The organism is Cupriavidus sp. FW305-3-2-15-C-LB2, assembly GCF_058787575.1.
Genome location: NZ_JBYSZW010000021.1, coordinates 47,640 through 71,864, shown reverse-complemented (window position 1 = coordinate 71,864; position 24,225 = coordinate 47,640). Strand labels below are relative to the sequence as shown.

The 24,225-nt window shown below is 67.6% G+C and carries 23 protein-coding genes; 8 read left to right on the top strand and 15 right to left on the bottom strand.

All coding sequences use genetic code 11. The annotated features are described in order from the left end of the window. Positions 1–10: 10 nt before the first annotated feature. The 5 genes from fabD to AC3WRR_RS17160 form a co-directional block, all read right to left on the bottom strand. Positions 11–940, bottom strand: coding sequence for an ACP S-malonyltransferase (fabD, locus tag AC3WRR_RS17180; RefSeq protein ID WP_011615725.1), 930 nt, complete (start codon positions 938–940; stop codon positions 11–13). 83 nt (positions 941–1,023) lie between these two features. Further along, on the bottom strand, positions 1,024–2,004 hold the full coding sequence (locus AC3WRR_RS17175) for a beta-ketoacyl-ACP synthase III (protein ID WP_439670801.1): 981 nt from the start codon (positions 2,002–2,004) through the stop codon (positions 1,024–1,026). A 52-nt stretch (positions 2,005–2,056) separates the two neighbouring features. Further along, the gene (gene plsX / locus AC3WRR_RS17170; RefSeq protein ID WP_010814676.1) at positions 2,057–3,136 is read right to left on the bottom strand and encodes a phosphate acyltransferase PlsX; all 1,080 of its coding nucleotides are present in this window, start codon (positions 3,134–3,136) and stop codon (positions 2,057–2,059) included. Positions 3,137–3,301: 165 nt separating this feature from the next. Then, positions 3,302–3,481: a 50S ribosomal protein L32 gene (gene rpmF, locus AC3WRR_RS17165; protein ID WP_010814675.1), complete on the bottom strand. Its 180-nt coding sequence runs from the start codon at positions 3,479–3,481 to the stop codon at positions 3,302–3,304. Positions 3,482–3,600: 119 nt separating this feature from the next. Beyond that, on the bottom strand, positions 3,601–4,191 hold the full coding sequence (locus AC3WRR_RS17160) for a DUF177 domain-containing protein (protein WP_010814674.1): 591 nt from the start codon (positions 4,189–4,191) through the stop codon (positions 3,601–3,603). A gap of 205 nt (positions 4,192–4,396) precedes the next feature. Between AC3WRR_RS17160 and AC3WRR_RS17155 the strand changes: the two genes are divergently transcribed. Both AC3WRR_RS17155 and AC3WRR_RS17150 read left to right on the top strand, forming a co-directional pair. Next, positions 4,397–4,996 carry a Maf-like protein gene (locus tag AC3WRR_RS17155; RefSeq protein ID WP_010814673.1) on the top strand — a complete coding sequence of 200 codons (600 nt, stop codon included), beginning with the start codon at positions 4,397–4,399 and terminating at the stop codon, positions 4,994–4,996. 16 nt (positions 4,997–5,012) lie between these two features. Continuing rightward, positions 5,013–5,744, top strand: coding sequence for an SAM-dependent methyltransferase (locus AC3WRR_RS17150; protein ID WP_010814672.1), 732 nt, complete (start codon positions 5,013–5,015; stop codon positions 5,742–5,744). Positions 5,745–5,801: 57 nt separating this feature from the next. Here the strand turns inward: AC3WRR_RS17150 and AC3WRR_RS17145 are convergent, their stop codons facing one another. The 4 genes from AC3WRR_RS17145 to AC3WRR_RS17130 all read right to left on the bottom strand — a co-directional run bounded on the left by AC3WRR_RS17145 (position 5,802) and on the right by AC3WRR_RS17130 (position 9,151). Continuing rightward, a complete protein-coding gene (locus AC3WRR_RS17145; RefSeq protein WP_010814671.1) occupies positions 5,802–6,986 on the bottom strand; it encodes a S49 family peptidase in 1,185 nt (394 codons plus the stop codon). A gap of 79 nt (positions 6,987–7,065) precedes the next feature. Further along, positions 7,066–7,464, bottom strand: coding sequence for a Rieske (2Fe-2S) protein (locus tag AC3WRR_RS17140; RefSeq protein ID WP_492297531.1), 399 nt, complete (start codon positions 7,462–7,464; stop codon positions 7,066–7,068). Continuing rightward, complete coding sequence (locus AC3WRR_RS17135; protein ID WP_058698464.1) at positions 7,457–8,116, bottom strand: HAD-IA family hydrolase; 660 nt, start codon at positions 8,114–8,116, stop codon at positions 7,457–7,459. The genes AC3WRR_RS17140 and AC3WRR_RS17135 overlap by 8 nt, the downstream gene beginning before the upstream one ends. Before the next feature lie 30 nt (positions 8,117–8,146). Next, positions 8,147–9,151, bottom strand: coding sequence for an RluA family pseudouridine synthase (locus tag AC3WRR_RS17130; protein ID WP_010814668.1), 1,005 nt, complete (start codon positions 9,149–9,151; stop codon positions 8,147–8,149). Between the two features lie 793 nt (positions 9,152–9,944). Here AC3WRR_RS17130 and AC3WRR_RS17125 point away from each other — a divergent pair. The 5 genes from AC3WRR_RS17125 to AC3WRR_RS17105 all read left to right on the top strand — a co-directional run bounded on the left by AC3WRR_RS17125 (position 9,945) and on the right by AC3WRR_RS17105 (position 16,749). Further along, the gene (locus AC3WRR_RS17125; RefSeq protein ID WP_058698466.1) at positions 9,945–13,013 is read left to right on the top strand and encodes an Rne/Rng family ribonuclease; all 3,069 of its coding nucleotides are present in this window, start codon (positions 9,945–9,947) and stop codon (positions 13,011–13,013) included. 220 nt (positions 13,014–13,233) lie between these two features. Further along, positions 13,234–14,358 carry a GTP 3',8-cyclase MoaA gene (gene moaA / locus AC3WRR_RS17120; protein ID WP_010814666.1) on the top strand — a complete coding sequence of 375 codons (1,125 nt, stop codon included), beginning with the start codon at positions 13,234–13,236 and terminating at the stop codon, positions 14,356–14,358. A 20-nt stretch (positions 14,359–14,378) separates the two neighbouring features. Beyond that, positions 14,379–14,978, top strand: a complete 600-nt coding sequence (mobA, locus tag AC3WRR_RS17115; protein WP_010814665.1) for a molybdenum cofactor guanylyltransferase MobA — start codon at positions 14,379–14,381, stop codon at positions 14,976–14,978. A gap of 6 nt (positions 14,979–14,984) precedes the next feature. Continuing rightward, positions 14,985–16,274, top strand: coding sequence for a molybdopterin molybdotransferase MoeA (gene moeA / locus AC3WRR_RS17110; RefSeq protein ID WP_058698467.1), 1,290 nt, complete (start codon positions 14,985–14,987; stop codon positions 16,272–16,274). Positions 16,275–16,467: 193 nt separating this feature from the next. Then, positions 16,468–16,749, top strand: coding sequence for a hypothetical protein (locus tag AC3WRR_RS17105; RefSeq protein ID WP_010814663.1), 282 nt, complete (start codon positions 16,468–16,470; stop codon positions 16,747–16,749). A gap of 78 nt (positions 16,750–16,827) precedes the next feature. On the opposite strand, the gene AC3WRR_RS17100 is transcribed toward AC3WRR_RS17105, so the two are convergent. The 6 genes from AC3WRR_RS17100 to AC3WRR_RS17075 all read right to left on the bottom strand — a co-directional run bounded on the left by AC3WRR_RS17100 (position 16,828) and on the right by AC3WRR_RS17075 (position 23,538). Then, positions 16,828–18,315, bottom strand: a complete 1,488-nt coding sequence (locus AC3WRR_RS17100) for a DNA recombination protein RmuC (RefSeq protein WP_010814662.1) — start codon at positions 18,313–18,315, stop codon at positions 16,828–16,830. A gap of 27 nt (positions 18,316–18,342) precedes the next feature. Further along, on the bottom strand, positions 18,343–19,338 hold the full coding sequence (locus AC3WRR_RS17095) for a 2-hydroxyacid dehydrogenase (protein ID WP_010814661.1): 996 nt from the start codon (positions 19,336–19,338) through the stop codon (positions 18,343–18,345). A gap of 4 nt (positions 19,339–19,342) precedes the next feature. Beyond that, on the bottom strand, positions 19,343–20,767 hold the full coding sequence (locus AC3WRR_RS17090; RefSeq protein WP_058698469.1) for a sodium:proton antiporter: 1,425 nt from the start codon (positions 20,765–20,767) through the stop codon (positions 19,343–19,345). Between the two features lie 157 nt (positions 20,768–20,924). After that, entirely contained in the window at positions 20,925–21,611 is a 687-nt protein-coding gene (locus AC3WRR_RS17085; RefSeq protein ID WP_010814659.1) for a LutC/YkgG family protein, read from the bottom strand. Positions 21,612–21,720: 109 nt separating this feature from the next. Further along, positions 21,721–22,899, bottom strand: a complete 1,179-nt coding sequence (pncB, locus tag AC3WRR_RS17080) for a nicotinate phosphoribosyltransferase (RefSeq protein WP_010814658.1) — start codon at positions 22,897–22,899, stop codon at positions 21,721–21,723. 75 nt (positions 22,900–22,974) lie between these two features. Next, on the bottom strand, positions 22,975–23,538 hold the full coding sequence (locus AC3WRR_RS17075; RefSeq protein WP_011615733.1) for a hypothetical protein: 564 nt from the start codon (positions 23,536–23,538) through the stop codon (positions 22,975–22,977). A gap of 312 nt (positions 23,539–23,850) precedes the next feature. Between AC3WRR_RS17075 and fdxA the strand changes: the two genes are divergently transcribed. Continuing rightward, the gene (gene fdxA / locus AC3WRR_RS17070; protein WP_010814656.1) at positions 23,851–24,174 is read left to right on the top strand and encodes a ferredoxin FdxA; all 324 of its coding nucleotides are present in this window, start codon (positions 23,851–23,853) and stop codon (positions 24,172–24,174) included. Positions 24,175–24,225: the final 51 nt, after the last annotated feature.

The window sequence follows — 24,225 nt, the reverse complement described above, 5'->3', positions numbered from 1 at the left end:
GTCCTCTTGCTTACTTCAGCAGTGCCAGCGTGTCTTGCAGCGAGGCCGGATCGAAGATCGCACCGCCGGTCAGGTTGCCGTCGATGCGCTTGGTCATGCCGGCCAGCACCTTGCCGGGGCCGCATTCGATCACGTGCGTGACGCCTTCGGCGGCCATCTTCTGCACGCACTCGACCCAGCGCACCGGCGCGGCGGCCTGGCGCACCAGGGCGTCCTTGATCGCATCCGGATCATTGACGATGGCGACGTCGACGTTGTTCACCAGCGGGATCGACGGCGCCGAGAAAGCCAGGCCGGCCATGCGCTCGCGCAGGCGGTCCGAAGCGGGCTTGAGCAGCGACGAGTGGAACGGCGCCGACACCGGCAGCGGCAGCGCGCGCTTGGCGCCCTTGCCCTTGGCGATTTCGCAGGCCTTCTCGACCGCGGCCTTGTGCCCGGCAATCACCACCTGCGACGGCGCGTTGAAGTTCACGGCCTCGACCACGCCGGCGGCCGATGCCTCGGCGCAAGCGGCGCGCACGTCGTCATCGGACAGGCCCAGGATCGCGGCCATGGCACCCTCGCCCACCGGCACGGCTTCTTGCATGGCTTGCGCGCGGAAGCGCACCAGCGGTACCGCGTCGGCAAACGGGATCACGCCCGCGGCCACCAGCGCCGAGTACTCGCCCAGGCTGTGGCCGGCAACCAGCGCCGGTGCCGGACCACCGGCATCCAGCCAGGCACGGTAGACCGCCACTGCGGCGGTCAGCATCACCGGCTGCGTGTTGGTGGTCAGGTTCAGCTCTTCGGCGGGGCCTTCGGCGATCAGGCGGCCGAGATCCTGGCCGAGCGCGGCCGAGGCCTCTTCCACGGTGGCGCGCACCACGGCGTTATCGGCGAAGGCATTGAGCATGCCGACCGACTGCGAACCCTGGCCGGGAAATACGAAAGCGAATTTCATCGGATTGGAACCCTAACAAGAAACGGGTGGCCGGCGCCGCGGCATGCCCCGCATGCGCGGCATGCCATGGCGCCGGCCGCGAATCACATGCGCAGCAGCACCGCGCCCCAGGTGAAGCCGCCACCCACGCCTTCCATCAGCACGGTCTGGCCCGCGCGGATGCGGCCGTCGCGCACCGCGACGTCCAGCGCCAGCGGGATCGACGCGGCCGAGGTGTTGCCGTGCTCATGCACGGTGGCGACCATGCGCTCCGCCGGCAGGCCCAGCTTCTTTGCCGTGCCCTGCATGATGCGGATATTGGCCTGGTGCGGAATCAGCCAGTCGATCTGGCCCGGCGTCACGCTGGCAGCCTCCATGGCTTCGCGCGCGACCTTGTCCAGCACGTTCACGGCCAGCTTGAACACAGCCTGGCCGTCCATGTGCAGGAACGGGTTGCCGGTGATGTTGCCGCCGGCGACGTTGCCCGGCACGCACAGGATATCGACATGCCTGCCGTCCGAGTGCATCGCGGTGGACAGGATCCCCGGCTCCTCGGACGCCGACAGCAGCACGGCGCCGGCACCGTCGCCGAACAGCACGCAGGTGGTGCGGTCGTTGAAGTCCAGGATGCGCGAGAACACCTCGGTGCCGATCACCAGCACGTTGCGGTGCGAGCCGCTGCGGATGAACTTGTCGGCGGTGGCCAGCGCGTACACGAAGCCCGAGCACACCGCCTGCAGGTCGAACGCCGGGCAGTGGTTGGTGATGCCCAGCTTTTCCTGCACGATGCAGGCCGTGCTGGGGAACACGAAGTCCGGCGTCGAGGTGGCGACGATGATCAGGTCGATGCTCTGGCGGTCGATGCCGGCGGCTTCGATGGCCTGCTCGGCAGCCTTGACCGCGAGATCGCTGCTGGTCACATCCGGCTCGGCCCAGTGGCGTGCCGAAATGCCGCTGCGCGAGACGATCCAGTCGTCGCTGGTCTCGATGCCCTTTTCGGCAAGCTGCGTGGCCAGGTCATGGTTGCTCACGCGCCGCGGAGGCAGGTAGCTCCCGGTACCGATGATTTTTGCGTACTTGGTCATGTATTGTCGGATCGTATGGCCCGCAGGCACCCTCGACCGGCGCGCGTGGCGCTCAGGCGACGTGGGGGCTGGGATGCGCGCCAGGCACCTCTGTCTCCGGGGCGGGCTGTGCAGCGCCTGCGGCGCTGGATTTATCGGCAAAAGCCCGGGTGATGCGGGCGATCACGCCATTCTTGGCGGCATCATACCCGCGTTTGATGGCCCACTCAAAAGAATGGGCATCGGCCGAGCCGTGGCTCTTGATCACCAGCCCGCGCAACCCAAGCAGCGAGGCGCCGTTGTAGCGCGCCGGGTCGAGCCGCCTGGCTAGGCGCGACAGCACCGGCATGGCGACCGCGGCCAGCAGCTTGGTGAACCACGAGCGGGTGAATTCTTCCTTGATCATACTGCCGATCATCTTGGCCAGGCCCTCGGTGCTCTTGAGCGCCACGTTGCCGACGAAGCCGTCGCAGACCACGATGTCGGTAGTGCCCTTGAAGATGTCGTTGCCTTCCACGTTGCCGTAGAAGTTCAGCTCCGAGGCGCGCAGCAGTTCACCCGCACGCTTGACCACCTCATTGCCCTTGATGACTTCCTCGCCGATGTTCAGCAGGCCCACCGTGGGGTGTTCCTTGTGGTCGACCACGGCCACCATGGCTTCGGCCATGCGCGCGAACTGCAGCAGGTGCTCGGGCTCGCAGTCGGCATTGGCGCCCAGGTCCAGCACGGTGGTGCCCCAGCCTTGCTCGTTCGGGATGGTGGTGGCGATGGCCGGCCGCTCGATGCCTTCGAGCGTCTTGAGCACATAGCGCGACACCGCCATCAGCGCGCCGGTATTGCCGGCGGAGATGCAGGCACCGGCCAGGCCTTCCTTGACCTGCGTGACGGCGACGCGCATCGAGGAATCCCTCTTCTTGCGCAGCGCCACCTCGACCGGGTCATCCATGGTGATGACCTCGGTGGCCTCGACGATGGTCACGCGCGGATGGTCCAGCGCGTGCAGCTTCTTCAGCTGCGTCCGGATGGCGTCGGGCAAGCCGACCAGCACCATCTCGGCGTCGTCGTGGCGGGAAAGAAAACTGATCGCCGCAGGCACCGTCACGGAGACTCCGTGATCGCCGCCCATGCAGTCGATAGCGATTTTGATCGTCATTGTTCCTGGTACGGATAGCGCGGCGGCGCACGCCACGCCCGGCGGGAAATCCGAGCGCCCAACAAAAAAGCGGCAACGATCTTGCCGCTTTTTTGTCTCTGACCTTTTAGTGTCCGACCTACAGGCATGCGCGAGCGAGACGCAACGTCACGCCGAACGAAGCTATCAGTCGTTCTTGGTCTTGATGACCTTGCGGCCACGGTAGTAGCCGTTCGGGCTGACGTGGTGGCGCAGGTGGGTTTCGCCGGTGGTCGGCTCAACTGCCAGCGGCGCTGCCGACAGGTGATCGTGCGAACGGTGCATGCCGCGCTTGGACGGCGACTTCTTGTTCTGTTGAACAGCCATGATGACTCCTTCGAGAATTTTTCAATATTAACACACGCATCCCGCCCAAGGCGTAGCCGGGGCCCGGCCGGATGCTTCAGATTCACCTGCAAGACCTTGCGCACCGCCTGCCGGCGGCATCAATGCTTGGTCTTCAGGCCGGCCAGCGCCGCAAAGGGCGAAGGCCGTTTTTCTTCCTCAGGCTCAGCCTCTGGCTGCGCCTCGCCGTCCGAACCGGTCACGAGGCTTTCGTGCACCGTCGGGCAGACGTCATGCTTGGGGGCCACCGGCAACGCCAGCAGCACTTCATCTTCAATCAGGTCCAGCAGCGAGAAACGCTTCGAGCCGGCGATCACGTCGACTTCGTCGTCGTCCATCGGCGCGGCGTCGGCCGCTTCCTCGCTTTCCACCACCTCGAAACGCGTTGCCGTATCGATCGGCTCGGCATAGGGGGCCAGGCAGCGCTGGCAATCCAGCCAGATCCGGCCCTGCACGGTCACGTCGAGAAACAGCCGCCGCGCCACCGCGGCGCCCGGCTCGGCCGCCTCTTCACGCATGAAGCCAGTGACCGTATAGGCAAACGTCTCATCGGGTGCCGAGGCTGGCGCTTGCGCGGCGGTCTCGGCTAAGATGCGCGGCAAATCCCGCACCGCCACGTCGCCGGCCAGGCTTTCACCCTTCCGGCACAAGGCGAAGAGATCAAGCGCGCGCAGGTCAATCGGCTGGGTCATGTGCGTGCTCCGGTCGCTATACAATGACTGGTTCGCCACATTCCACGCCTGCCGGACTACGGGCCGCGCACATTGGCGGCACTGCGCCCGGGTGCGGATGCGGCTAAACGCGCGATTGTACGACGTAAACCGCGTCGAGGTCAAAGGTCTTGCAACGCGGGCCGCACCTTTTACTGTTTCGCTTCCTGTTCCGATTCCATTACTTATGTCCACAGACCCCCGCCCCAGCCTGATCCTTGGCTCCGGCTCGTCCTACCGCCGCGAACTGCTGGAGCGCCTGCGCATCCCGTTCGAGGTGGCCGTGCCCGACATCGACGAAACCCCGCTTGCCGGCGAAGCGCCCGAAGCCACCGCGCTGCGCCTGTCGCAGCGCAAGGCCGAAGCCATTGCCGCGCGCCATCCGGGCGTGCTGGTGATCGGCTCGGACCAGGTGCTGACCCTGGACGGCGAACAGATGGGCAAGCCCGGCACGCACGAGAAGGCCGTGGCGCAGCTGCGCCGCATGCGCGGGCGCACCGCCACCTTCCACTCGGCGCTGTGCCTGCTGGACGCACGCACCGGCACCGTGCAGCTGGCCGACGTGCAGACCCGCGTGACCATGCGCGACCTGACCGATGCTGAAATCGAGACCTACCTGCAGCTGGAGCGCCCCTACGACGTGGCCGGCAGCGCCAAGTCCGAAGGCCTGGGCATCGCGCTGCTGGAACGCGTCGAGTCGGACGACCCGACCGCACTGGTCGGCCTGCCGCTGATCGCACTGACCGGCATGCTGCGCCAGGCTGGCTACCCTCTTCTTTCCGCATGATCCGCACGAGCCCACGATGAGCGGCACTCTCTACCTGATCCCCAACACCCTCGGCAAGCGCGATGAAGCCGACCCGCTGGCCGACGTGATCCCGGCCGGCGTGCAGCAGATCGCGGCCAACCTCGATTACCTCGTCGCCGAGAACGCCAAGACCGCGCGCGCCTTCCTGAAGAAGCTGGGCGAGACCACGCCGCTGGCACGCCCGATCCAGCAGATCGATATCCGCGAGCTGAACGTCAACACGCGCGCCGACGCCCTGGCCGCACTGCTAGCCCCGCTCGAAGCCGGCCGCGACGGCGGCCTGCTGTCCGAGGCCGGCGTGCCGGCGGTGGCCGACCCCGGCGCCGACCTGGTGCGGCTGGCCCATGCGCGCCGCATCCGCGTGCGGCCGCTGGTCGGGCCCAGCTCGATCCTGCTGGCGGTGATGGGCTCGGGCCTGAACGGCCAGAGCTTTGCCTTCAACGGCTATCTGCCGGTCGATGCCGGCGAGCGCGCGCAGCGCCTGCGTGAGCTGGAACAGCGCTCGCGCAAGTCCAGCCAGACCCAGGTGTTCATCGAAACGCCCTACCGCAATGCGGCGCTGCTGGAAGCCATGCGCCAGCACTGCGCCGGCACCACGCTGCTGTCCGTGGCCGTGGACCTGACCCTGCCGGGCGAGACCATCGTCACGCTGCCGCTGTCGGACTGGCGTCCCGAGCGGATCGACCTGCACAAGCGCCCGGCGATTTTCTCGCTGCTGGCCATGTAAGAAACGGCAAAGGGGGCGCAAACGCCCCCTTTGCCGTTGCCGCCGCGCCATCCAGGCTCAGTGCATGCCCTGCATGCGGTTGCTCCACAGCATGGTCTTCATCGCCGCCGAGCCCACCGCCGCGCCAAAGCGCTTGGCCACGCGCTCGGCGATGTTCTCCTTGACGGTGTAGTCGACGATGTCCTCGGCCTTGAGCACATCGCGCGCGACATAGTCGGCACTGCCCAGCCCGTCGGCCAGGCCCAGCTCCACGGCGCGCTCGCCCGACCAGAACAGGCCGGAGAACAGTTCCGGATCATCCTTGAGCCGGTCGCCGCGCCCTTCTTTGACCACGTCGATGAACTGCTGGTGGATCTGCTTGAGCATGGCCTCGGCAAAGGCCTTCTGCTTGGGCACCTGCGGCGAGAACGGGTCCAGCATGCCCTTGTTGGCGCCCGAGGTGTACAGCCGGCGCTCCACGCCCAGCTTGTCCATCAGCCCGGTAAAACCAAAACCGTCCATCAGCACGCCGATCGAACCCACGATGCTGGCCTTGTCGACATAGATCTTGTCGGCCGCCGCGGCCACGTAATAGCCACCCGAGGCGCAGATCTCTTCCACCACCACATAGAACGGCTTGGACGGATAAAGCGTGCGCAGCCGCTGGATCTCGTCGTTGATGATGCCCGCCTGCACCGGCGAGCCGCCCGGCGAGTTGATTTTCAGGATCACGCCGGCGGCATTGCCGTCAGCGAACGCCGCCTGCAACGAGGCATTGATCGATTCCGCGCTGGCCGGGGTGCCGGCGGCGATTTCGCCCTCCAGCGTGACCATGGCGGTATGGCGGCCCGAGGTGCTGATGGCGCCATCGCCCTTGAAGTCGAACAGCGTGACCAGGATCAGCGCCAGCAAAGCCAGTCCGACAAAGCGGAAGAAGATGCGCCAGCGCCGTGCCGCGCGCTGCTCGCGCAGCGATGCGGTCAGCACTTTTTCCAGCAGATCGCGCTCCCAGCCGGCGCCGCCGCCAACCGGGGGCCCCGCCGTGGCTCCAGCCATGCGCGCCTTGCGCTCGCGCGCTTCACGCCTTGCGGCGTCGTCGCCGGCTCGCAATTCGTCTTCCAGCGGGTAGTCGGCGCGCGGTGCGGTGACCAGGCGCTCGGACTCCGCCTGGGGCGCCCCTTCGCCCGGCGCACCGTCGCCGGCTGGCTTGTGCTCGTCCGGCTGACCCGATTCACCCGATGGCGGCTTCTGTTGTTCTGTCATGCAAATCGCTCGTGGAAACGCCTGGAACCCCAGGCCTGGAAATACAACGGCCGGCCTGACTGCTGGCCCTGCCCGTCATTCAGGCACCGCCCATGCGCGCAGCAATCCGGTATGGCGCTTCCGGTAGCCAGTAGACCTGGCCGTCGCGCTCCTCTATGCGCAGCTTGGCCAGCGATGCACCGCGGCAGGGACCGCCGACGCACTCGCCGCTGTCCGGCGCATAAACCGCGCCATGTGTGGCGCACATCAAGTATAGGCCCGAGGCATCGAAGAACCGGCGTTCCTGCCAGTCCAGTTCCATCGGCACATGGGCGCACTGGTTCAGGTAGCCGTGCGCGGCGCCGTCGAAACGCACCACGAAGGCGCCGATCTCGCGCTGGTCCAGCGCCACCGAGAAGCGCACGCCCAGGCCGCCTTCCTCCAGGTCCTCGGCGGCGCACAGCCGCACCGGCGCCTGGCCGGCCGCTGCCTCAGGCATGGGCCAGCAGCCAGTCGGTCAGGTCGGGGATGGAAGTCGCGCAATGCACCGGCGCCATCGCGCGCAGCGAATCTGCGGGATGTGCGCCATAGCACACACCAATCCCCTTGGCGCCGGCATTGGCCGCCATCTGCAGGTCATGGGTGGTGTCGCCGACCATCACCGTGCGCTCCACGTCCTGGCCCAGTTCGCGGGTCAGTTCGTGCAGCATGGCCGGGTGCGGCTTGGAGAAGGTCTCGTCGGCACAGCGCGTGGCGTCGAACAGGCGGGTCAGACCGCTCGCGGCCAGCGCGCGCTGCAGGCCGACGCGGGTCTTGCCGGTGGCCACGCCAAGAAAATAGTGTTCGCCGCGCAGGGCCTCCAGCATTTCGCGCACGCCGTCGAACAGCACCAGGTCGGCGTCGCGAGCGAGGAAGTGGTAGCGGTAGCGTTCGGCCAGGCGCGGGTAGTCGGCGGGGTCCAGCGTCGGCACCGCGTAAGACAGCGCATCCTTCAGGCCCAGCCCGATCACGTGGCTGGCGGCGCTGTCATCCGGCACCGGCAGGCCCAGGTCGCGGCTGGCAAGCTGGATGCACTTCGCGATGGTCGGGGTCGAGTCCATCAACGTCCCGTCCCAGTCGAAAACGATCAGGTCAAATTGTTGCCTGGCCATGGAAGTCCTTGTGGCGTTTGATGCACTACCCTACTCCGGGGCATGCAGTTCACGCAATTGTTGCAGGAATCCGACGCACTCGTCGGGCAGCGGCGCTTCCACCGCCAGCGGCTCGCCCGTGGCCGGGTGGATAAACACCAGCCGGTGGGCATGCAGGAACATGCGCTTGAGGCCCGGCCTGGCGCCGGAACGCGCCAGTGCCTTGTTCAGCGAGAAGTCACCATATTTTTCGTCGCCGACGATCGGGAAACCCGAGTGGGCCAGGTGGACGCGGATCTGGTGGGTACGGCCGGTCTTCAGCTCGGCCTCCAGCAGGGTGAAGCCCTGGAAGGCCTCGACCCGGTTGAACACGGTGTGCGAGGCCAGCCCGTCGGCCTGCACCCGCACCCGGCGCTCGCCGTCCGGCGTGCTGTACTTATATAGCGGCAGCTTCACGTGCTGGCGCGCGTTCGGGAATTCGCCGGCCACGCAGGCGAAATAGCGCTTGTCCATCGCGCTGCCCCGAATCTGCTCGTGCAGGTGGACCAGCGCCGAGCGCTTCTTGGCCAGCACCAGGATGCCGGAGGTCTCGCGATCGAGCCGGTGTACCAGCTCCAGGAACTTGGCCTCGGGCCGCGACCGGCGCAATTGCTCGATCACGCCGAAGGCCACGCCCGAGCCGCCGTGCACGGCCACGCCGGCCGGCTTGTTGATCACCAGCAGCTGGGCATCCTCAAACAGCACCGGGAACTCCCCCGCCGGCACATGCTGGGCATTGTCCGATTGCGCCGAATTCGCCACCCGCATTGGCGGAATGCGCACTACATCACCCGACTGCAGACGATAAGTGGCATCGATCCGGCCCTTATTGACGCGAACTTCCCCCGAACGCAGCACCCGGTAGATATGGCTCTTGGGCACGCCCTTGGCCACCTTCAGCAGGAAGTTGTCAATGCGCTGACCTTCCGAGCCTTCGTCAATCGTGACATACGCCACCTGTGGGCTGGCCGGCGCAGCTTCGGCAGCCTTTTCAATTTGATGGCGTAACTCATTCATTTTCAATATAATTTCCTCGCTGTCCCGGCTTGTGGCCGGCAGCGCAAGACCTGTGTAAGCGATTAATCTTCGAGTTTTCCTGGATTTTTCGCATTCTACACTTGGGGTTGCCGCCAACCCCGCCCGTCTCCCGCAACTTTGCGTTCCGCCAAGCGCCAGACGGGCAAATGGCAGTAAAAAGCAGCACGCACGGTGCCGCCGGCATGCAGGAAGTCGCCCAAAGGAGGCTTCGGCGAGGCAGGCGGTGACGTGGGAACTGAGTGTTCAGGTAAAACAGAATTTAAAGGCGGATGCCACTGCCGGCATCCGCTTCGGTGAGAGAAGTCCTGCCCGCACCGGGAAACGGTGCCGGCCGGCAGGTTAGCCTGCCGCCTGACTGGAAATACCGGCGCCCGGTCGCAGAATTCCAAGAAGTAGTAGGTGCGCCCGCCAGGAGTAGTCAGGCAGCAACGGCAACCATGCCGTGTCCGAAAAATTTGCTCTTTGACGCGTCTAGGCCTTCCGCGGCCGGCCGCGATGCCGCCGGCGCCGGTTGCGCCGGCGTTCAGCATCGCCTCCGGCACGGGAACGCGCCGGATGTCTGCGCAAGAGCAGCCTCCGGTGTTCTCTCCTGCCCCGCGGACGTTACCCCGACGTCATCGCTCTCTTTCACCCGCGCCCAGCCGCTCGCCTATCCCGCGCAGCGGCGCTTTCCGGCAATTCTCGCGCCTCGCTCGCTCCCTCGCGTGCTCCATGGATCGCCGCGGACACCGCCCAGACGGTGCCACCCGCGACACTGGAGTGAGGTATTGCGATGAAACGCATGCTGTTCAACGCGACGCAACAGGAGGAATTGCGCGTCGCCATCGTCGACGGTCAGAAACTGATCGATATCGACATCGAGACTGCCGGGCGCGAACAGCGCAAGGGCAACATCTACAAGGGTGTCATCACCCGCATCGAACCCTCGCTGGAAGCCTGCTTCGTCAACTACGGCGAAGAGCGCCACGGCTTCCTGCCGTTCAAGGAAGTAGCCCGCGCCTTCTTCAAGGAAGGCATCGACGTGCGCAACGCGCGCATCCAGGATGCCCTGCATGAAGGCCAGGAACTGATCGTTCAGGTCGAGAAGGAAGAACGCGGCAACAAGGGCGCGGCCCTGACCACCTTCATCTCGCTGGCCGGCCGCTACCTGGTGCTGATGCCCAACAACCCGCGCGGCGGCGGCGTGTCGCGCCGCATCGAGGGCGAGGACCGCCAGGAACTGCGCGAGACCATGGCGCAGCTGACCGTGCCGGAAGGCATGAGCATCATCGCCCGGACTGCCGGCATCGGCCGCTCGGCCGAGGAACTGCAGTGGGACCTGAACTACCTGCTGCAACTGTGGAAGGCCATCGACGGCGCCGCCGGCGACAACAAGGCCCCGCTGCTGATCTACCTGGAATCGAGCCTGGTCATCCGCGCCATCCGCGACTACTTCCAGCCGGATATCGGCGAGATCCTGATCGACACCGACGAGATCTACGAACAGGCCCGCGCCTTCATGAGCGTGGTGATGCCTGACAACATGAACCGCGTGAAGAAGTACCGGGACGACGTGCCGCTCTTCTCGCGTTTCCAGATCGAGCACCAGATCGAGTCGGCCTACTCGCGCATGGTGATGCTGCCCTCGGGCGGCGCCATCGTGATCGACCACACCGAGGCGCTGGTCTCCGTGGACGTGAACTCGGCCCGCGCCACCAAGGGCGCCGACATCGAGGAAACCGCACTGCGCACCAACCTCGAGGCCGCCGACGAGATCGCGCGCCAGCTGCGCCTGCGCGACCTGGGCGGCCTGATCGTGATCGACTTCATCGACATGGAGTCGGGCAAGGCCCAGAAGGACGTGGAAACGCGCCTGAAGGACGCGCTGCGCCACGACCGCGCGCGCGTGCAGATGGGCAAGATCAGCCGCTTCGGCCTGATGGAGCTGTCGCGCCAGCGCCTGCGGCCGTCGCTGTCGGAGGGCTCGCACATCACTTGCCCGCGCTGCAACGGCACCGGCCATATCCGCGATACGGAATCGTCCGCCCTGCAGGTGCTGCGCATCATCCAGGAAGAGGCGATGAAGGAAAACACCGCCGCCATCCACTGCCAGGTGCCGGTGGAAGTGGCCGCCTTCCTGCTGAACGAGAAGCGCCAGGAAATCAACCTGATCGAGCTGCGCTTCAAGGTCAATGTGCTGCTGATCCCCAACAAGCACCTGGAAACGCCGCATTACAAGCTGGAGCGCCTGCGCCACGACGACCCGCGCCTGGAAGAAAGCACCGCCAGCTACCGCATGGCCGAGGCCGCCGCCAAGGAACTGGAAGCCGACACCAGCTACAGCAGCCGCCGCAAGGAAGAAGCCAAGCCGCGCCAGGAAGCCGCGGTCAAGGGCATCACCCCGGAACAGCCAGCCCCGGTGTCGGTGCCGCGCCCCGAGCGCGCACCCAAGCCGGAAGCCCCGGTCGCCCCGCCCGTGCCGGCCACCCAGCCGGTGGTCAGCGGCGGTTTTATCGCCTGGCTGAAGGGCCTGTTCGGTGCCCGTCCGGCAACCCCGCCGGTGGTGGAACCGGCCAAGCCGGCGGTTGCCACTGAGGCCCGCAGCGCCGAAGGCCGGCGCGAGCGCGGCCAGCGCGGCGAAGGCCGTGGCCTGCGTGGTGAGCGTGGCGACCGCGCCGAGCGTGGTGAGCGCGCGGAGCGTGGCGAGCGCCAGGGCCGCGGCCAGCGCGGCGACCGTGCCGAGCGCGCGGAACGTGGTGAACGCCAGGGTGCCGAGCGCGGCGAGCAACGCGAGGGCCGTGGCGAACGCCAGGGCCGCCAGCCGCGCCAGCAAGGTGAAGGCCAGGCCACCCCGGCCCTGGCACGCCAGGGCGAGGCGGTGCAAGCCGAGCGCGCCCAGGGCGAGCGCGTCGAGGGCCGTCAGGAAGGCCGCCGCGACCGCAACCAGGAACGCCGCGAGCGCCAGCGTGAACGCCAGCGCGAACGCAGCGAACTGCGCGAAGCCGAAGCCGGTGAAGCACCGCGGCCGGAAGCCGTCGCCGCCGCCCAGGCTCTGGGCGTGCTGCCGCAGGCCGTGACCGAAGAGACGCAAGCCGTCCGCGCCGAGTTGCCGGAAGGTGCCGAAAGCACCGCCGAGACTGCTGAGGGCGAAGAGCGCCGCCGCCGCAACCGCCGTGGCCGCAACCGCTATCGCCGCGAGCGCGACGAGTCGGTGCAAGTTGCCCAGGGCGAAGGCGACGAAGAGGCCGCCGCTGCTGAAGCCGTTGCCCCGGTACGTGCTGAAGCCCCCGTGCCGGCCGAGCCCGCACCGCAAGCTGCCGTGGCCGCTGCGGCCGAGGCCGTCGAAGCGATCCGCATCGCCGTGCCGGAAGATGTGACGCCCGCGCCGGTCGCCGAGGCAGCCCCAGTGACCGCGCCGGTTGCCGAGCCCGCGCCCCAGCAAGCTGCGCCGGTAGCCGTTGCCGTCACGGAAGCCATTGCCGCCGAAGCGATCGTCGAGACCACCGCAAGCGTGGCCGTCGAAGCGGCTCCGGTGGTGGCGGCACCTGCCGCTGCACCGGTCGCCGCCCCTGTCGCCGAAGCCGCACCGGCCGAAGTGTTCGCCCCGGCAGCCCCGGTCGTTGCTGCAGCGCCGGCCACCCCGGCAGCGCTGGAAAACCTGGAATCGATGCTGGCCACTGCCGGCCTTCAATGGGTCCATACCGACAGCGACAAGCTGCGTTCGGCCCAGGAAGCCGCCGCCCGCATCGCGCCCGCCCCGCGCGTGCAGCGCGAGCGCAAGGCGCTGCCGCCACTGCCCCACGGTCCGATGATCCTGGTGGAAACCGGTGGCCGCGAAGTGGAGATGGCATCGCAGCAGTAAGCGTTGCCGCTGCACCGCAGCCAAAGCAAGAAGGGGACGGCCACGCCGTCCCCTTTTTTCATGGGCAGCCGGCCGGATGAATCCCCGCCATCTCCGGGGGATGCGGGTGCCCCGCCCCCGCCTCGGCTAGAATGGCAGCAGAAGGCATCCGGCCCTCGAGCGCCCCTGATTTGGCCACGCCGCCAGGCCGCTCCCCGGACGCCGTGCCCACCCACAGGCCATGACCGAATCCGTCATTCCGATTTTCGACCTGCGCGACCATCGCTACCGCTCGATGACGCCCAGCATTCCCGGCAAGCTGGCTGCCCCCACCGGCCTGGTGGCCGACACCCGCGGCCGGCCGCTGCATGACCTGCGCATCTCGGTGACGGACCGCTGCAACTTCCGCTGCGTCTACTGCATGCCGAAGGAAGTCTTCGACAAGGACTACACCTTCCTGCCGCACTCCGAGCTGCTGAGCTTCGAGGAGATCGAGCGCACCGCGCGCCTGTTCGTCGCCCACGGCGTCGAGAAAATCCGCCTGACCGGCGGCGAGCCGCTGCTGCGCAAGAATATCGAGCACCTGGTGGAGATGCTGGCGAAGATCGAGACGGTCTCGGGCAAGCCGCTGGACCTGACGCTCACCACCAACGCCTCGCTGCTGGCGCGCAAGGCGCGCGCGCTGCGCGACGCGGGACTGACGCGGGTCAGCGTCAGCCTGGACGCGATCGACGACGCCACCTTCCGCCGCATGAACGACGTGGACTTCGCCGTCGCCGACGTGCTGCACGGCATCGAGACCGCGCAGGCCGTGGGGCTGGCGCCGATCAAGGTCAACATGGTGGTCAAGCGCGGCACCAATGACCAGGAAATCGTGCCGATGGCGCGCCACTTCCGCAATAGCGGCATCATCCTGCGCTTTATCGAGTTCATGGACGTGGGCGCCAGCAACCACTGGCAGATGGATGAAGTGCTGCCGTCCGCCGAGGTGGTGAAGCGCATCGATGCGGAATTCCCGCTCGAACCGGTGCAGGCCAACTACTCCGGCGAAACCGCCGAGCGCTGGCGCTACCGCGACGGCAGCGGCGAGGTCGGCGTGATCTCCAGCGTCACCCACGCCTTCTGCGGCGACTGCAGCCGCATCCGGCTGTCCACCGAAGGCCGGCTCTACCTGTGCCTGTTCGCCACCGAGGGCTTCGACCTGCGCGCGCTGCTGCGCGGCGGCTACAGCGACCTGGAAATCTCCAATGCGATTGCGCAGGTGTGGCAGGGCCGCACCGACAATTATTCCGAGCAGCGCAGCGACCCGACGGTGCGCGCCAGGCGTGCCGAGCGCAAGATCGAGATGTCCTATATCGGCGGCTGACCCAGCCGCACACAAAATCCATGATTGCACGCGACGACATCACCGGCCTGATCCTCGCAGGCGGCAGGGGCAGCCGCATGGGCGGCACCGACAAGGGCCTGCAGCCGCTGCACGGCACGCCGATGGCCATGCACACGATGATGCGGCTTACCCCCCAGGTGGGCGGGCTGATGATCAATGCCAACCGCAACCTGGCCGCCTATGAGTCGTTCGGCGTGCCGGTCTACACCGATACCGTGCCCGACTTCGCCGGTCCGCTGGCGGGGATGCTGGCCGGCCTGGAGCAATGCGCCACGCCGTGGATGGTGACCGCCCCTTGCGATTCGCCGTTCCTGCCGACCGACCTGGTGGCGCGCCTGGCGCAGGCGATCGAGGCCGAAGGCGCGGACCTGGCGATCCCCGTCACGCTGGACGAAGACGGCCGGCGCCAGACCCAACCTGTGTTCTGCCTGATGCCGGTCAGTGCGCTCGACAGCCTGGTGGCTTATCTTTCCGGCGGCGGCCGCAAGATCGAGACCTGGGCCGCCTCGCACCGCCTGGCCGAAGTGCTGTTCGACGACGCCGCGGCCTTTGCCAATATCAACACCCTGGACGAACTGCGCACGCACGAAACGCGCTGAGCCACCATGCCCACCCTGCAATCCGTCATCTCCTGCCTTTCCGACTACGACCCCACCGCCCTGCCGGTGGACCAGGCCAACCGCATCATCGGCGAGGTAGTCGAGCCGGTGCGCGGCGTCGAGCAGTTGCCGATCCGCAGCGCCCTGGACCGCGTGCTGGCCGAGGACATCGTCTCGCCCATCGACGTGCCGGCGCATGACAACTCGGCGATGGACGGCTATGCCTTCCAGGGTGCCGCGCTGGCAGCCGCGCAGACCGCCACGGTCGAGCTGGAAGTCATCGGCAGCGCCTTCGCCGGCGGCGCCCGCGCGCTGGCGCCCACGGCGGCGCAGGCGGTGCGCATCATGACCGGCGCGGTGATGCCGGCCGGCTGCGACACCGTGGTGCCGCAGGAGTTCGTGGAAGCCGTGGACGACGGCGCGCGCATCCGCTTTGCCGCCGACTGCGTGCGCACCGGCGACAACCGGCGCCTGCGCGGCGAAGACCTGGCGCGCGGCCAGGCCGCGCTGCAGGCCGGACGCATCCTCCAGCCGGCCGACCTGGGCCTGCTGGCTTCGCTGGGCGTGGCCGAGGTGCGCGTGCGCCGGCGCCTGCGCGTGGCGTTCTTCTCCACCGGAGACGAGCTGCGCTCGATCGGCGAGCCGCTCGATCCCGGCTGCGTCTATGACTCCAACCGCTACACGCTGCACGGCATGCTGCGCCGGATGAACGTCGACCTGCTCGACATGGGCGTGGTGCGCGACGACCCCGAGGCGCTCGAAGCCGCCTTCCGCACCGCCTGCGAGACCGCCGACGCGGTCATCACCTCCGGCGGCGTCTCGGTCGGCGAGGCCGACTACACCAAGCAGATCATGGCGCGCCTGGGCGATGTCACGTTCTGGAAGATCGCGATGCGCCCGGGCCGGCCGATGGCCTTCGGCCGCATCAATTCCAACGGCCGCGACGCGCTCCTGTTCGGCCTGCCGGGCAACCCGGTGGCGGTGATGGTCACCTTCTACCACTTCGTGCGCGCCGCGCTGCAGCGGCTGATGGGCGCCAGCGTGGCACCGCTGCCGCTGCTGCGCGTGCGCAGCGCGCAAGCCATCCGCAAGAAGCCCGGCCGCACCGAGTACCAGCGCGGCATCCTGGCGCGCGCCGGCGACGGCCAGTGGGAAGTGCGCATCACCGGCCAGCAGGGCTCGGGCGTGCTGCGCTCGATGAGCGAGGCCAACTGCTTTATCGTGCTCGGTCATGAACAGGACTCGGTCAAGGCCGGCGATGCGGTCGAGGTGATGCTGTTCGACGGACTGGTCTAGCCGGACCGGCAGGCGCTACACGCAAGCGCTTGCCACACGCCGGAGCAATGTGTCGTTTTTGTGCCGCACATTTGCGGCCATAGCACAGCCGGCACGGGGCTTTCGCCTGCCCCCGCCGCCGGCGGGCTATGCTTGGCATCGGCCAATCGCTACACTTGGCGCACGATTCAGAACCATTCGAGTATCCCCCGTCATGAATCAGGAGATCGCCTACCTCCACCCCGTCAAGACCGCCCGCGCGCTGGTGCTGGTCTACTTGTGCTTCTCGCTGCCGATCGTGTCGCTGGGCCTGTTTGTCACCTTCGTCCGCTACGGTGACCTGCCCGCCATCACGGTCTTCAGCGCAATCATCCTGAATGCGCTGATCGGCTTTGGCCTGCTGTGGCTGGCCTGCAAGGCCTACAACTGGGTGGCCGCCCGCTTCGGCGGCATTGAAGTCCACGTGCGCGAACTGGCGCCCGAAGACGAGCGCTGAGCAGCGCGCCGGCGCCCAGGCCGGCAGCAATCCGCAAGCCCCCGCGGGGGCTTGCCCTGACCCTTCCCTGCCGCGCGTTCAGCCGCCGTTGTCTTCGGCGGCCTCCGGCGCGTCCGCCGCTGCTGCCGCATTGAGGCCAAGCACCTGCTGCGCGGCCTCGCCCGGCAGCGCTTCCACCGTGCGCAGCTTGCGCGCCATCTGGCGCGTGCGCACTTCGGCCTGCTCGATATTGCGCGCGGCGCGCTCCAGCGTATCGCGGGTCTTGGCCAGCACGTCGCCGAACTTGCCGAACTCGGTCTTGACCGCGCCCAGCACCTCCCACACCTCGCTTGAGCGCTTTTCCAGCGCCAGCGTGCGGAAACCCATCTGCAGGCTGTTCAGCAACGCGGTCAGCGTGGTCGGCCCGGCCACGGTCACACGGTAGTCGCGCTGCATCAGGTCGGTCAGGCCCGGGCGCCGCAGCACCTCGGCGTACAACCCCTCGGTCGGCAGGAACAGGATGGCGAAATCCGTGGTCTGGGGCGGCGACAGGTATTTCTCGGCAATGGTCTGGGCCTCGCGCCGCAGCGCCACTTCCAGTTCGCGGCCAAAAGCGAGCACGCCATCCGGGTCGCCCCGCTCCTGCGCGTCCACCAGGCGCTCGTACTGTTCCTTGGGAAACTTGGCGTCGACCGGCAGCCAGACCGGCGCATTGTCGCCACCCGCGGCCTTGCCCGGCAGCCGGATCGCGAACTCCACCCGCGCGCCCGAGTTGCGCACGGTCTCGACATTCTTGCCGTACTGCTCCGGCGTCAGCATCTGCTCCAGCAGCATTTCCAGCTGGACTTCGCCCCAGGTGCCACGCGACTTCACATTGGTCAGCACCTTTTTCAGGTCGCCCACGCCCTGCGCCAGCACCTGCATCTCGCCCAGCCCCCGGTGCACCTGCTCGAGCCGGTCCGACACCAGCCGGAAGGACTCGCCCAGGCGCTGCTCCAGCGTGGCATGCAGCTTCTCGTCGACAGTGCGGCGCATTTCCTCCAGCTTGGCGGCGTTGTTGGCCTCGATGTCCTGCAGCTTCTTCTCCAGCGTGGCGCGCACTTCGGCCAGGCGCCGCTCGTTGGCTTCGGACATCTGCGCCAGCTGCTGCTGCAGCCCGTCGCCGAAGCGGCGCAGCGTGCCGGCCTGCTCGTCGCGCGCCTGCTGGCCCTGCAGCATCAGGTGCTGGCGCACCTGCTCGAGCTGCTGGGTGTTGGTCTCGGTCAGCTTGGCCAGTTGCTGCGCGAAGGTGTCGATCTGGTTGTTCTGCAGCGTGGCGATGCCCGTCAGCTGCGACGACAGCGCCTGCTGGAAGCGCAGCATCTGCTGGGCCGACTCGTCGCGGCTGCCGCGCGCGGCGTCGGCCACGTCGGTGCGCAACTCCCGCTCCAGCCGCTCCATGCCGCGCGCGCTTTCCGCGCGCATGTCGGCCAGTTGCCGGCCAAGCTCGGCCCCCGGCGAGGCAGCCTGCTGGCGCAGCAGGACGATGACCAGCAGGACGACCGCGAGCAGCGCCACGGCCAGCGTCAGGAACGGAATCAGGGTCATGCAGCAGGAAACAGGTAAATGGCAGGCTTAGCGGCGCCGCGACATGACGTCGGGGTTGATCACGGTGGGTGGATGGCCGGCCTGCGGGCCCTGGTCGAGCGCGGCGATCAGGTTGTCGGCGGCCAGCATCGCCATCGCACGGCGGGTCTTCTCGGAGGCGCTGGCGATATGCGGCGTGAGCACGACGTTGGGCACCGTCAGCAGGTCCGGATTGACGCTGGGCTCGCCCTCGAACACATCCAGGCCGGCGCCGAAGATGCGCTTGTCGCGCAGCGCCTGCGCCAGCGCGGCATCGTCGACGATGCCGCCGCGCGCCAGGTTCACCAGCGTCGCGGTCGGCTTCATCAGCGCCAGCTCGGCCGCGCCGATGGCGTGGTGGCTCTGCGGGCCATAGGGCAGCACCAGCAGCAGGTGGTCGGACTGGCGCAGCAGGTCTTCCTTGCTGACATAGCGCGCGCTCAGCGCGCGCTCGGTGTCCGCCGGCAGCTGGCTGCGGTTGTGGTACAGCACGCTCATGCCAAACCCGCTCGCGCGGCGCGCCAGCGCCTGCCCGATGCGGCCCATGCCGAGGATGCCGAGCGTGCTGCCGTACAGGTCCATGCCTACCAGCATGTCATAGCTCCAGCGCTGCCACTTGCCGGCGCGCAGGTAGTGCTCGGCCTCGGTCACGCGGCGCGCGGTGGCCATCAGCAGGGCCCAGCCGAAGTCGGCGGTGGTCTCGGTCAGCACGTCCGGCGTATTGGTGGCGACAATGCCGGCGGCCGTCAGCGCCGGCACGTCCAGGTTGTTGTAGCCGACCGCCATGTTGCACACCGCGCGCAGCGCCGGCAGCCCGGCGACCACGTCGCCGTCGATGCGGTCGGCGGCGTTGGCCAGCACGCCGGCCTTGCCCGCCAGGCGCGCCTTCAGTGCGGCGGCATCCAGCACCGCGTCCTGCTGGTTGTCGTCGACATCGAAGTACTGCGCCAGGTGCGCGATGACTTCGGGATAGATGGCGCGGGTGACAAGGACAGACGGCTTCATGGCATCAAACGTGGAAGAAGAGGAAGGTCATGATGACGAACAGCGGCACCAGGAAGGTGCCCGAGTACAGCATGTAGCCGAAGAAGCTCGGCATGCGCACGCCGCGGTTCTCGGCAATGGCTTTGATCATCAGGTTGGGGGCATTGCCGATATAGGTATTGGCGCCCATGAACACGGCCCCGGCCGAGATCGCGGCCAGCGTCGAGGCATCGCGCGTCATCAGCGTGGCCGCGTCGCCACCGGCGGTGTTGAAGAACACCAGGTAGGTCGGCGCGTTGTCCAGGAACGAGGACAGCAGGCCGGTGGCCCAGAAGTACATGCCGTCGACCGGCTGGCCGTTGCTGTCGCTGACCGCGCGGATCACCCCGGAGAAAGCGCCGTCGGTGCCGGCCTTGAGCATGGCAATGACCGGGATGATGGTGAGGAAGATGCCGGCAAAGAGCTTGCCGACTTCCAGGATCGGCTCCCAGTTGAATTCATTGCCGGCACGCGCCGCCTGCGGCGTCACCAGCAGCGACACCACCGCCACCACCACCAGCAGCGCATCGCGCACCGCGGCCTGCAGCGGCACCTCGGTGCCCAGGACGTCGAATGCGATGCCCGGCTGCCACAGCCCGCTCATCAGCACCAGGCCGATCACGGCCAGCAGCAGCACGAAGTTGAACTTGCCCTCGATGGCGATGCCGCCCGAGTCCGGCGTGGGGTCGCTGCGCGGTGGCAGCTCCTCTTCCTTGTTCTGGTAGTAGTGACGGTCGACCAGGTAGAACAGCACCAGCAGCACCACGCAGATAAAGACCGTCTCCGGGAAGATGTTGCGCATGGTCCAGAAGAAGTCCACGCCTTTCAGGAAGCCCAGGAACAGCGGCGGATCGCCCAGCGGCGTCAGCGAGCCACCGGCATTGGCCACCAGGAAGATAAAGAACACCACCACGTGCGCCACGTGGCGGCGGTTGTCATTGGCGCGCAGCAGCGGCCGGATCAGCAGCATGGCCGCGCCGGTGGTGCCCATGAAGCTGGCCAGCAGCGTGCCCAGCGCCAGGATGCCGGTATTGAGCCCGGGCGTGCCGTGCAGGTTGCCGCGCACGCAGATGCCGCCGGCCACGATATACAGCGAGGCGATCAGAACGATGAACGGGATGTACTCGGCCAGCAGCGCGTGCCCCGCGCTGGCCGCGGCCGCATGCGTGCCGAACGCTGCCGCGAACGGCAGCAGGAACAGCAGCCCCCAGCCCGCGGCGATCTTGCCGTAGTGGTGGTGCCAGAACTTGGGCGCAACCAGCGGCCACACCGCGATCGACAGCAGGATGCCGGCGAACGGCAGCCCCCACAGCGGGGACAGCGACGCCCCGTCAAGGTCCGCGGCATGGCCGGCGGCGGGAAATGCGGCCAGCACGGCCAGCAGCGGCAACAGCACGGAGGCACGTCGCATCAGGCAGGATCTCCTCGGGAATGCAGCATTCATTGGCGCACCGCCGGCACGAAGCCGCGGCACGCAGGCAAGCCTGCAAGTGTAATTCAAGCACCTCTTGCCCCGGGGCTTCCGGCATGGGTGGTGCATCGCATTCCGTGCGGCAAAAGCCGCGGGTTCAGGCCTCGTCGACCAGGATCACATGCACGCGGTACGGGCCATGGGCGCCGAGCACGATGGTCTGCTCGATATCGCCCGTGCGCGAAGGCCCGCTGATGATATTGGTGGCGCGCGGCAGTTCGCCGCGCTCGCTGCGCACCAGCGCAAAGGCGTCTTCCAGGCCGGCGACGATGCGCGAGCGCGGCACTACCGCCACGTGGGTCTCGGGCAGCAGCGCGGCCGAGGCAAAGGTGGCCGGGCCCGACAGCAGCATCAGCGAGCCGGTCTCGGCAATCGCGCAGAAGCAGCCAGTGATGCCGACCAGGTCGCCATGATCGTGGTCGGCCTCGACCTCGCGCACCGGCGGGCGGCATTCCACCGCCAGCCCCGCGGCCTGCCACGGCAGCGGGCCCAGCGCGTCCCACGCCACGGCACGGTGGACCAGGTTCAGGTTGTCCAGAAAGCGCACGGTGGCGGCGGGCACCTCGTCCATCCTCGCCACGCGGTCGACGGTCGAGGCCATGCGCTGGGCCTGCGCCAGGAAGGCCTCGGCCAGGTCGACGGCCACCGCCGGGCGCGGGCCCTGCGGGTGACGCGCCAGGTAGTCGGCCACGGCCTCGCGCTCGCCCGCGCTCGGCCGGGTCGGCCTGCCCTGGGCAGCACGGATGCGGGCAAAGATGCGGTCGCGGGCGTCGTTGGTTTCCATAAGGCCTGGCTGGAGAAGCGCAAAGCGCGGCGAACGCGCGATGCGCCGATTATAGTGGCGCCCGCCGCATGCAGAGCATGCGATGGCCGGCGCAAGGTGTTGAATTTTGCTACGCCGCGGGCTGAACCGAGTACACCTGGCGCAGGTAGGACAGGTAGCCGGGATCGTCGCACATGGTCTTTTCCGGCGTGTCCGACAGCTTGGCCACCGGCTGCCCGTTGCAGCGCACCATCTTGATCACGATCTGCAGCGGGGTATAGCCGAGGTCGTTGGTCAGGTTGGTGCCGACGCCAAAGGCGAGCCGGCAGCGGCCATGGAAGCGCTCGTACAGTTCGATCACGCGCGGGATGTCGAGGCTGTCGCTGAAGATCAGCGTCTTGGTGCGCGGGTCGACGCGGTTGGCGGCATAGTGGGCGACCATGCGCTCGCCCCACAGCATCGGGTCGCCGGAATCATGGCGCACGCCATCGAAGAGCTTGCAGAAATACAGGTCGAAGTCGCGCAGGAAGGCATCGAAGCCGTAGGTATCCGACAGCGCGATGCCCAGGTCGCCGCGGTACTCGCGCGCCCAGCGCTCCAGTGCGTACACCTGCGAATCGCGCAGCCGCGGGCCCAGCGCCTGGCAGGCCTGCAGGTATTCATGCGCCATCGTGCCCAGCGGCACCATATTGTGCAGACGGGCGAAGTGGACGTTGCTGGTGCCGGCCAGCTGCGGCCCGAGCAGGCGCCGCATGGTCAGCAGCACCTCTTCCTGCCATTCGCGCGAAAAGCGCCGGCGCGTGCCGTAGTCGGCGATCACGCAATCGGCCAGCTCGGGTGTCTTCAGCAAGGCCAGCTTCTGGTCCAGCCGGCGGCGGCCTTCGGCCAGGTCGGGCCTGGGCTGGGTGCGGCGGAAATAGACCTCGTTGACGATCGCCAGGACCGGCACTTCGAACAGGATGGTATGCAGCCACGGGCCGATGATCGAGATCTCGATCTCGCCATTGCCCTGCGGGGACGGCCGCACCGAGACATATTTCTCGTTCAGGTGGAACAGGCCGAGGAAGTCGACGAAATCGCTCTTGATAAAGCGCAGCCCGCGCAGGTAGGCGAGCTCGTCGTCGGTGAAGCGCAACTGGCACAGGTGTGCCACCTCGGCGCGGATCTCATCGATATAGGGCGTCAGGTCGACGCCCGCGTTGCGGCACTTGAAGCGGTATTCCACTTGCGCCTGCGGGAACTGATGCAGCACCACCTGCATCATCGTGAATTTGTACAGGTCGGTGTCGAGCAGGGACGGGATGATCATAGCGGGCCAGACGGCGATGCCGGGTCAGTACGTCATGCTAACCGAAGTCTGGCCGCACCCGGCCACTCTTGCCGCTCAACCACCATCGAGGAAGGGCTGTGGCTGCCGCGGCGCCTCCCTGCCCCGGGCCTTGCCCTGCAGGCACCACAACTGGCGGCCGTCGGTAGCGGGGCACGACACCAGCGTGGCGGCGGCGCGCGGCACCCGCTGCGGCAGCGGCTCGGCAAAGGCGCCGTCGCCGGCCATGATGCGCTCGGTGTAGACCTGGGTCCCGGCGCGCTCGAAGCGCAGCACCTGGACCCGGTCGCCCGGCTGCGGCTGCAACTGCGGCCCGCACGGCATCAGGCCGGCCCGGCCGCAATGGGCGATGGCGTCGCCCGCGGGCGAATCGGTCACGCTGAAGTGGTCCCACTCGAACGCGGTCAGCGCCGGCAGCGCGACCGGCGCATCGGTGCGCGCGCGCCACGCCACCAGGCGCGATACCACGCTGTCGGCCATGCCCGGCGACTGGGCCAGGGTCTGGGCGGCAACCGACCCGATCGGCGCCAGAAATGCCGTCAGCAGCACAACAATGGGTGCGAAGATCCGGCGCATCGCGGCATCGTGCCGCAGGCTGGCAAGGCAAGGCTGGCGTGGCATACGGGTCTCCCGGCACGGATGCAAGTGACTGTTGGCGGCCTCATCATGCCCGCTGGCGGGCCGACATGCCAGCAGGCCGCCATGCGTTAAATCAAAAGTACATAAAGAAATAAGAAAACTATCTGATCCGGCTATATAGACCCGCTATTCTTGCCAGAAGCCTCGGCTACAATATCGCTTTCCGAAAGGCCTCGGCCGGCGCTCGCCCAGCCCATGCTGCCATGCGGCACCATGCGGTGGATGCGGCGTCCGCCGGCAAGAAGCGGCCCCACAGTTTCCCATTAAAAGCCGACCTGTTTTCCTGGAACCGAAATGACTCACGTTGTCACCGAATCCTGCATCCGTTGCCGCTACACAGACTGCGTTGACGTGTGTCCGGTCGATTGTTTCCGCGAAGGCCCCAACTTCCTGGCTATCGACCCGGATGAGTGCATCGACTGCGCCGTGTGCGTGGCCGAATGCCCGGTGAACGCCATTTACGCCGAGGAAGACGTGCCGGGCGACCAGCAGCAGTTCATCGACCTGAACGCCGAGCTGGCCCGCAACTGGCCCTCCATCACCAAGACCAAGGCCCCGCTGGCCGAGGCCGAGGAATGGAAGGACGCCACTGACAAGCTGCAGTACCTGCAGCGCTGACAGAACAAGAAAGCCGTCCCCACGCGCTTTCCGCAACACCGGGCACAAGCG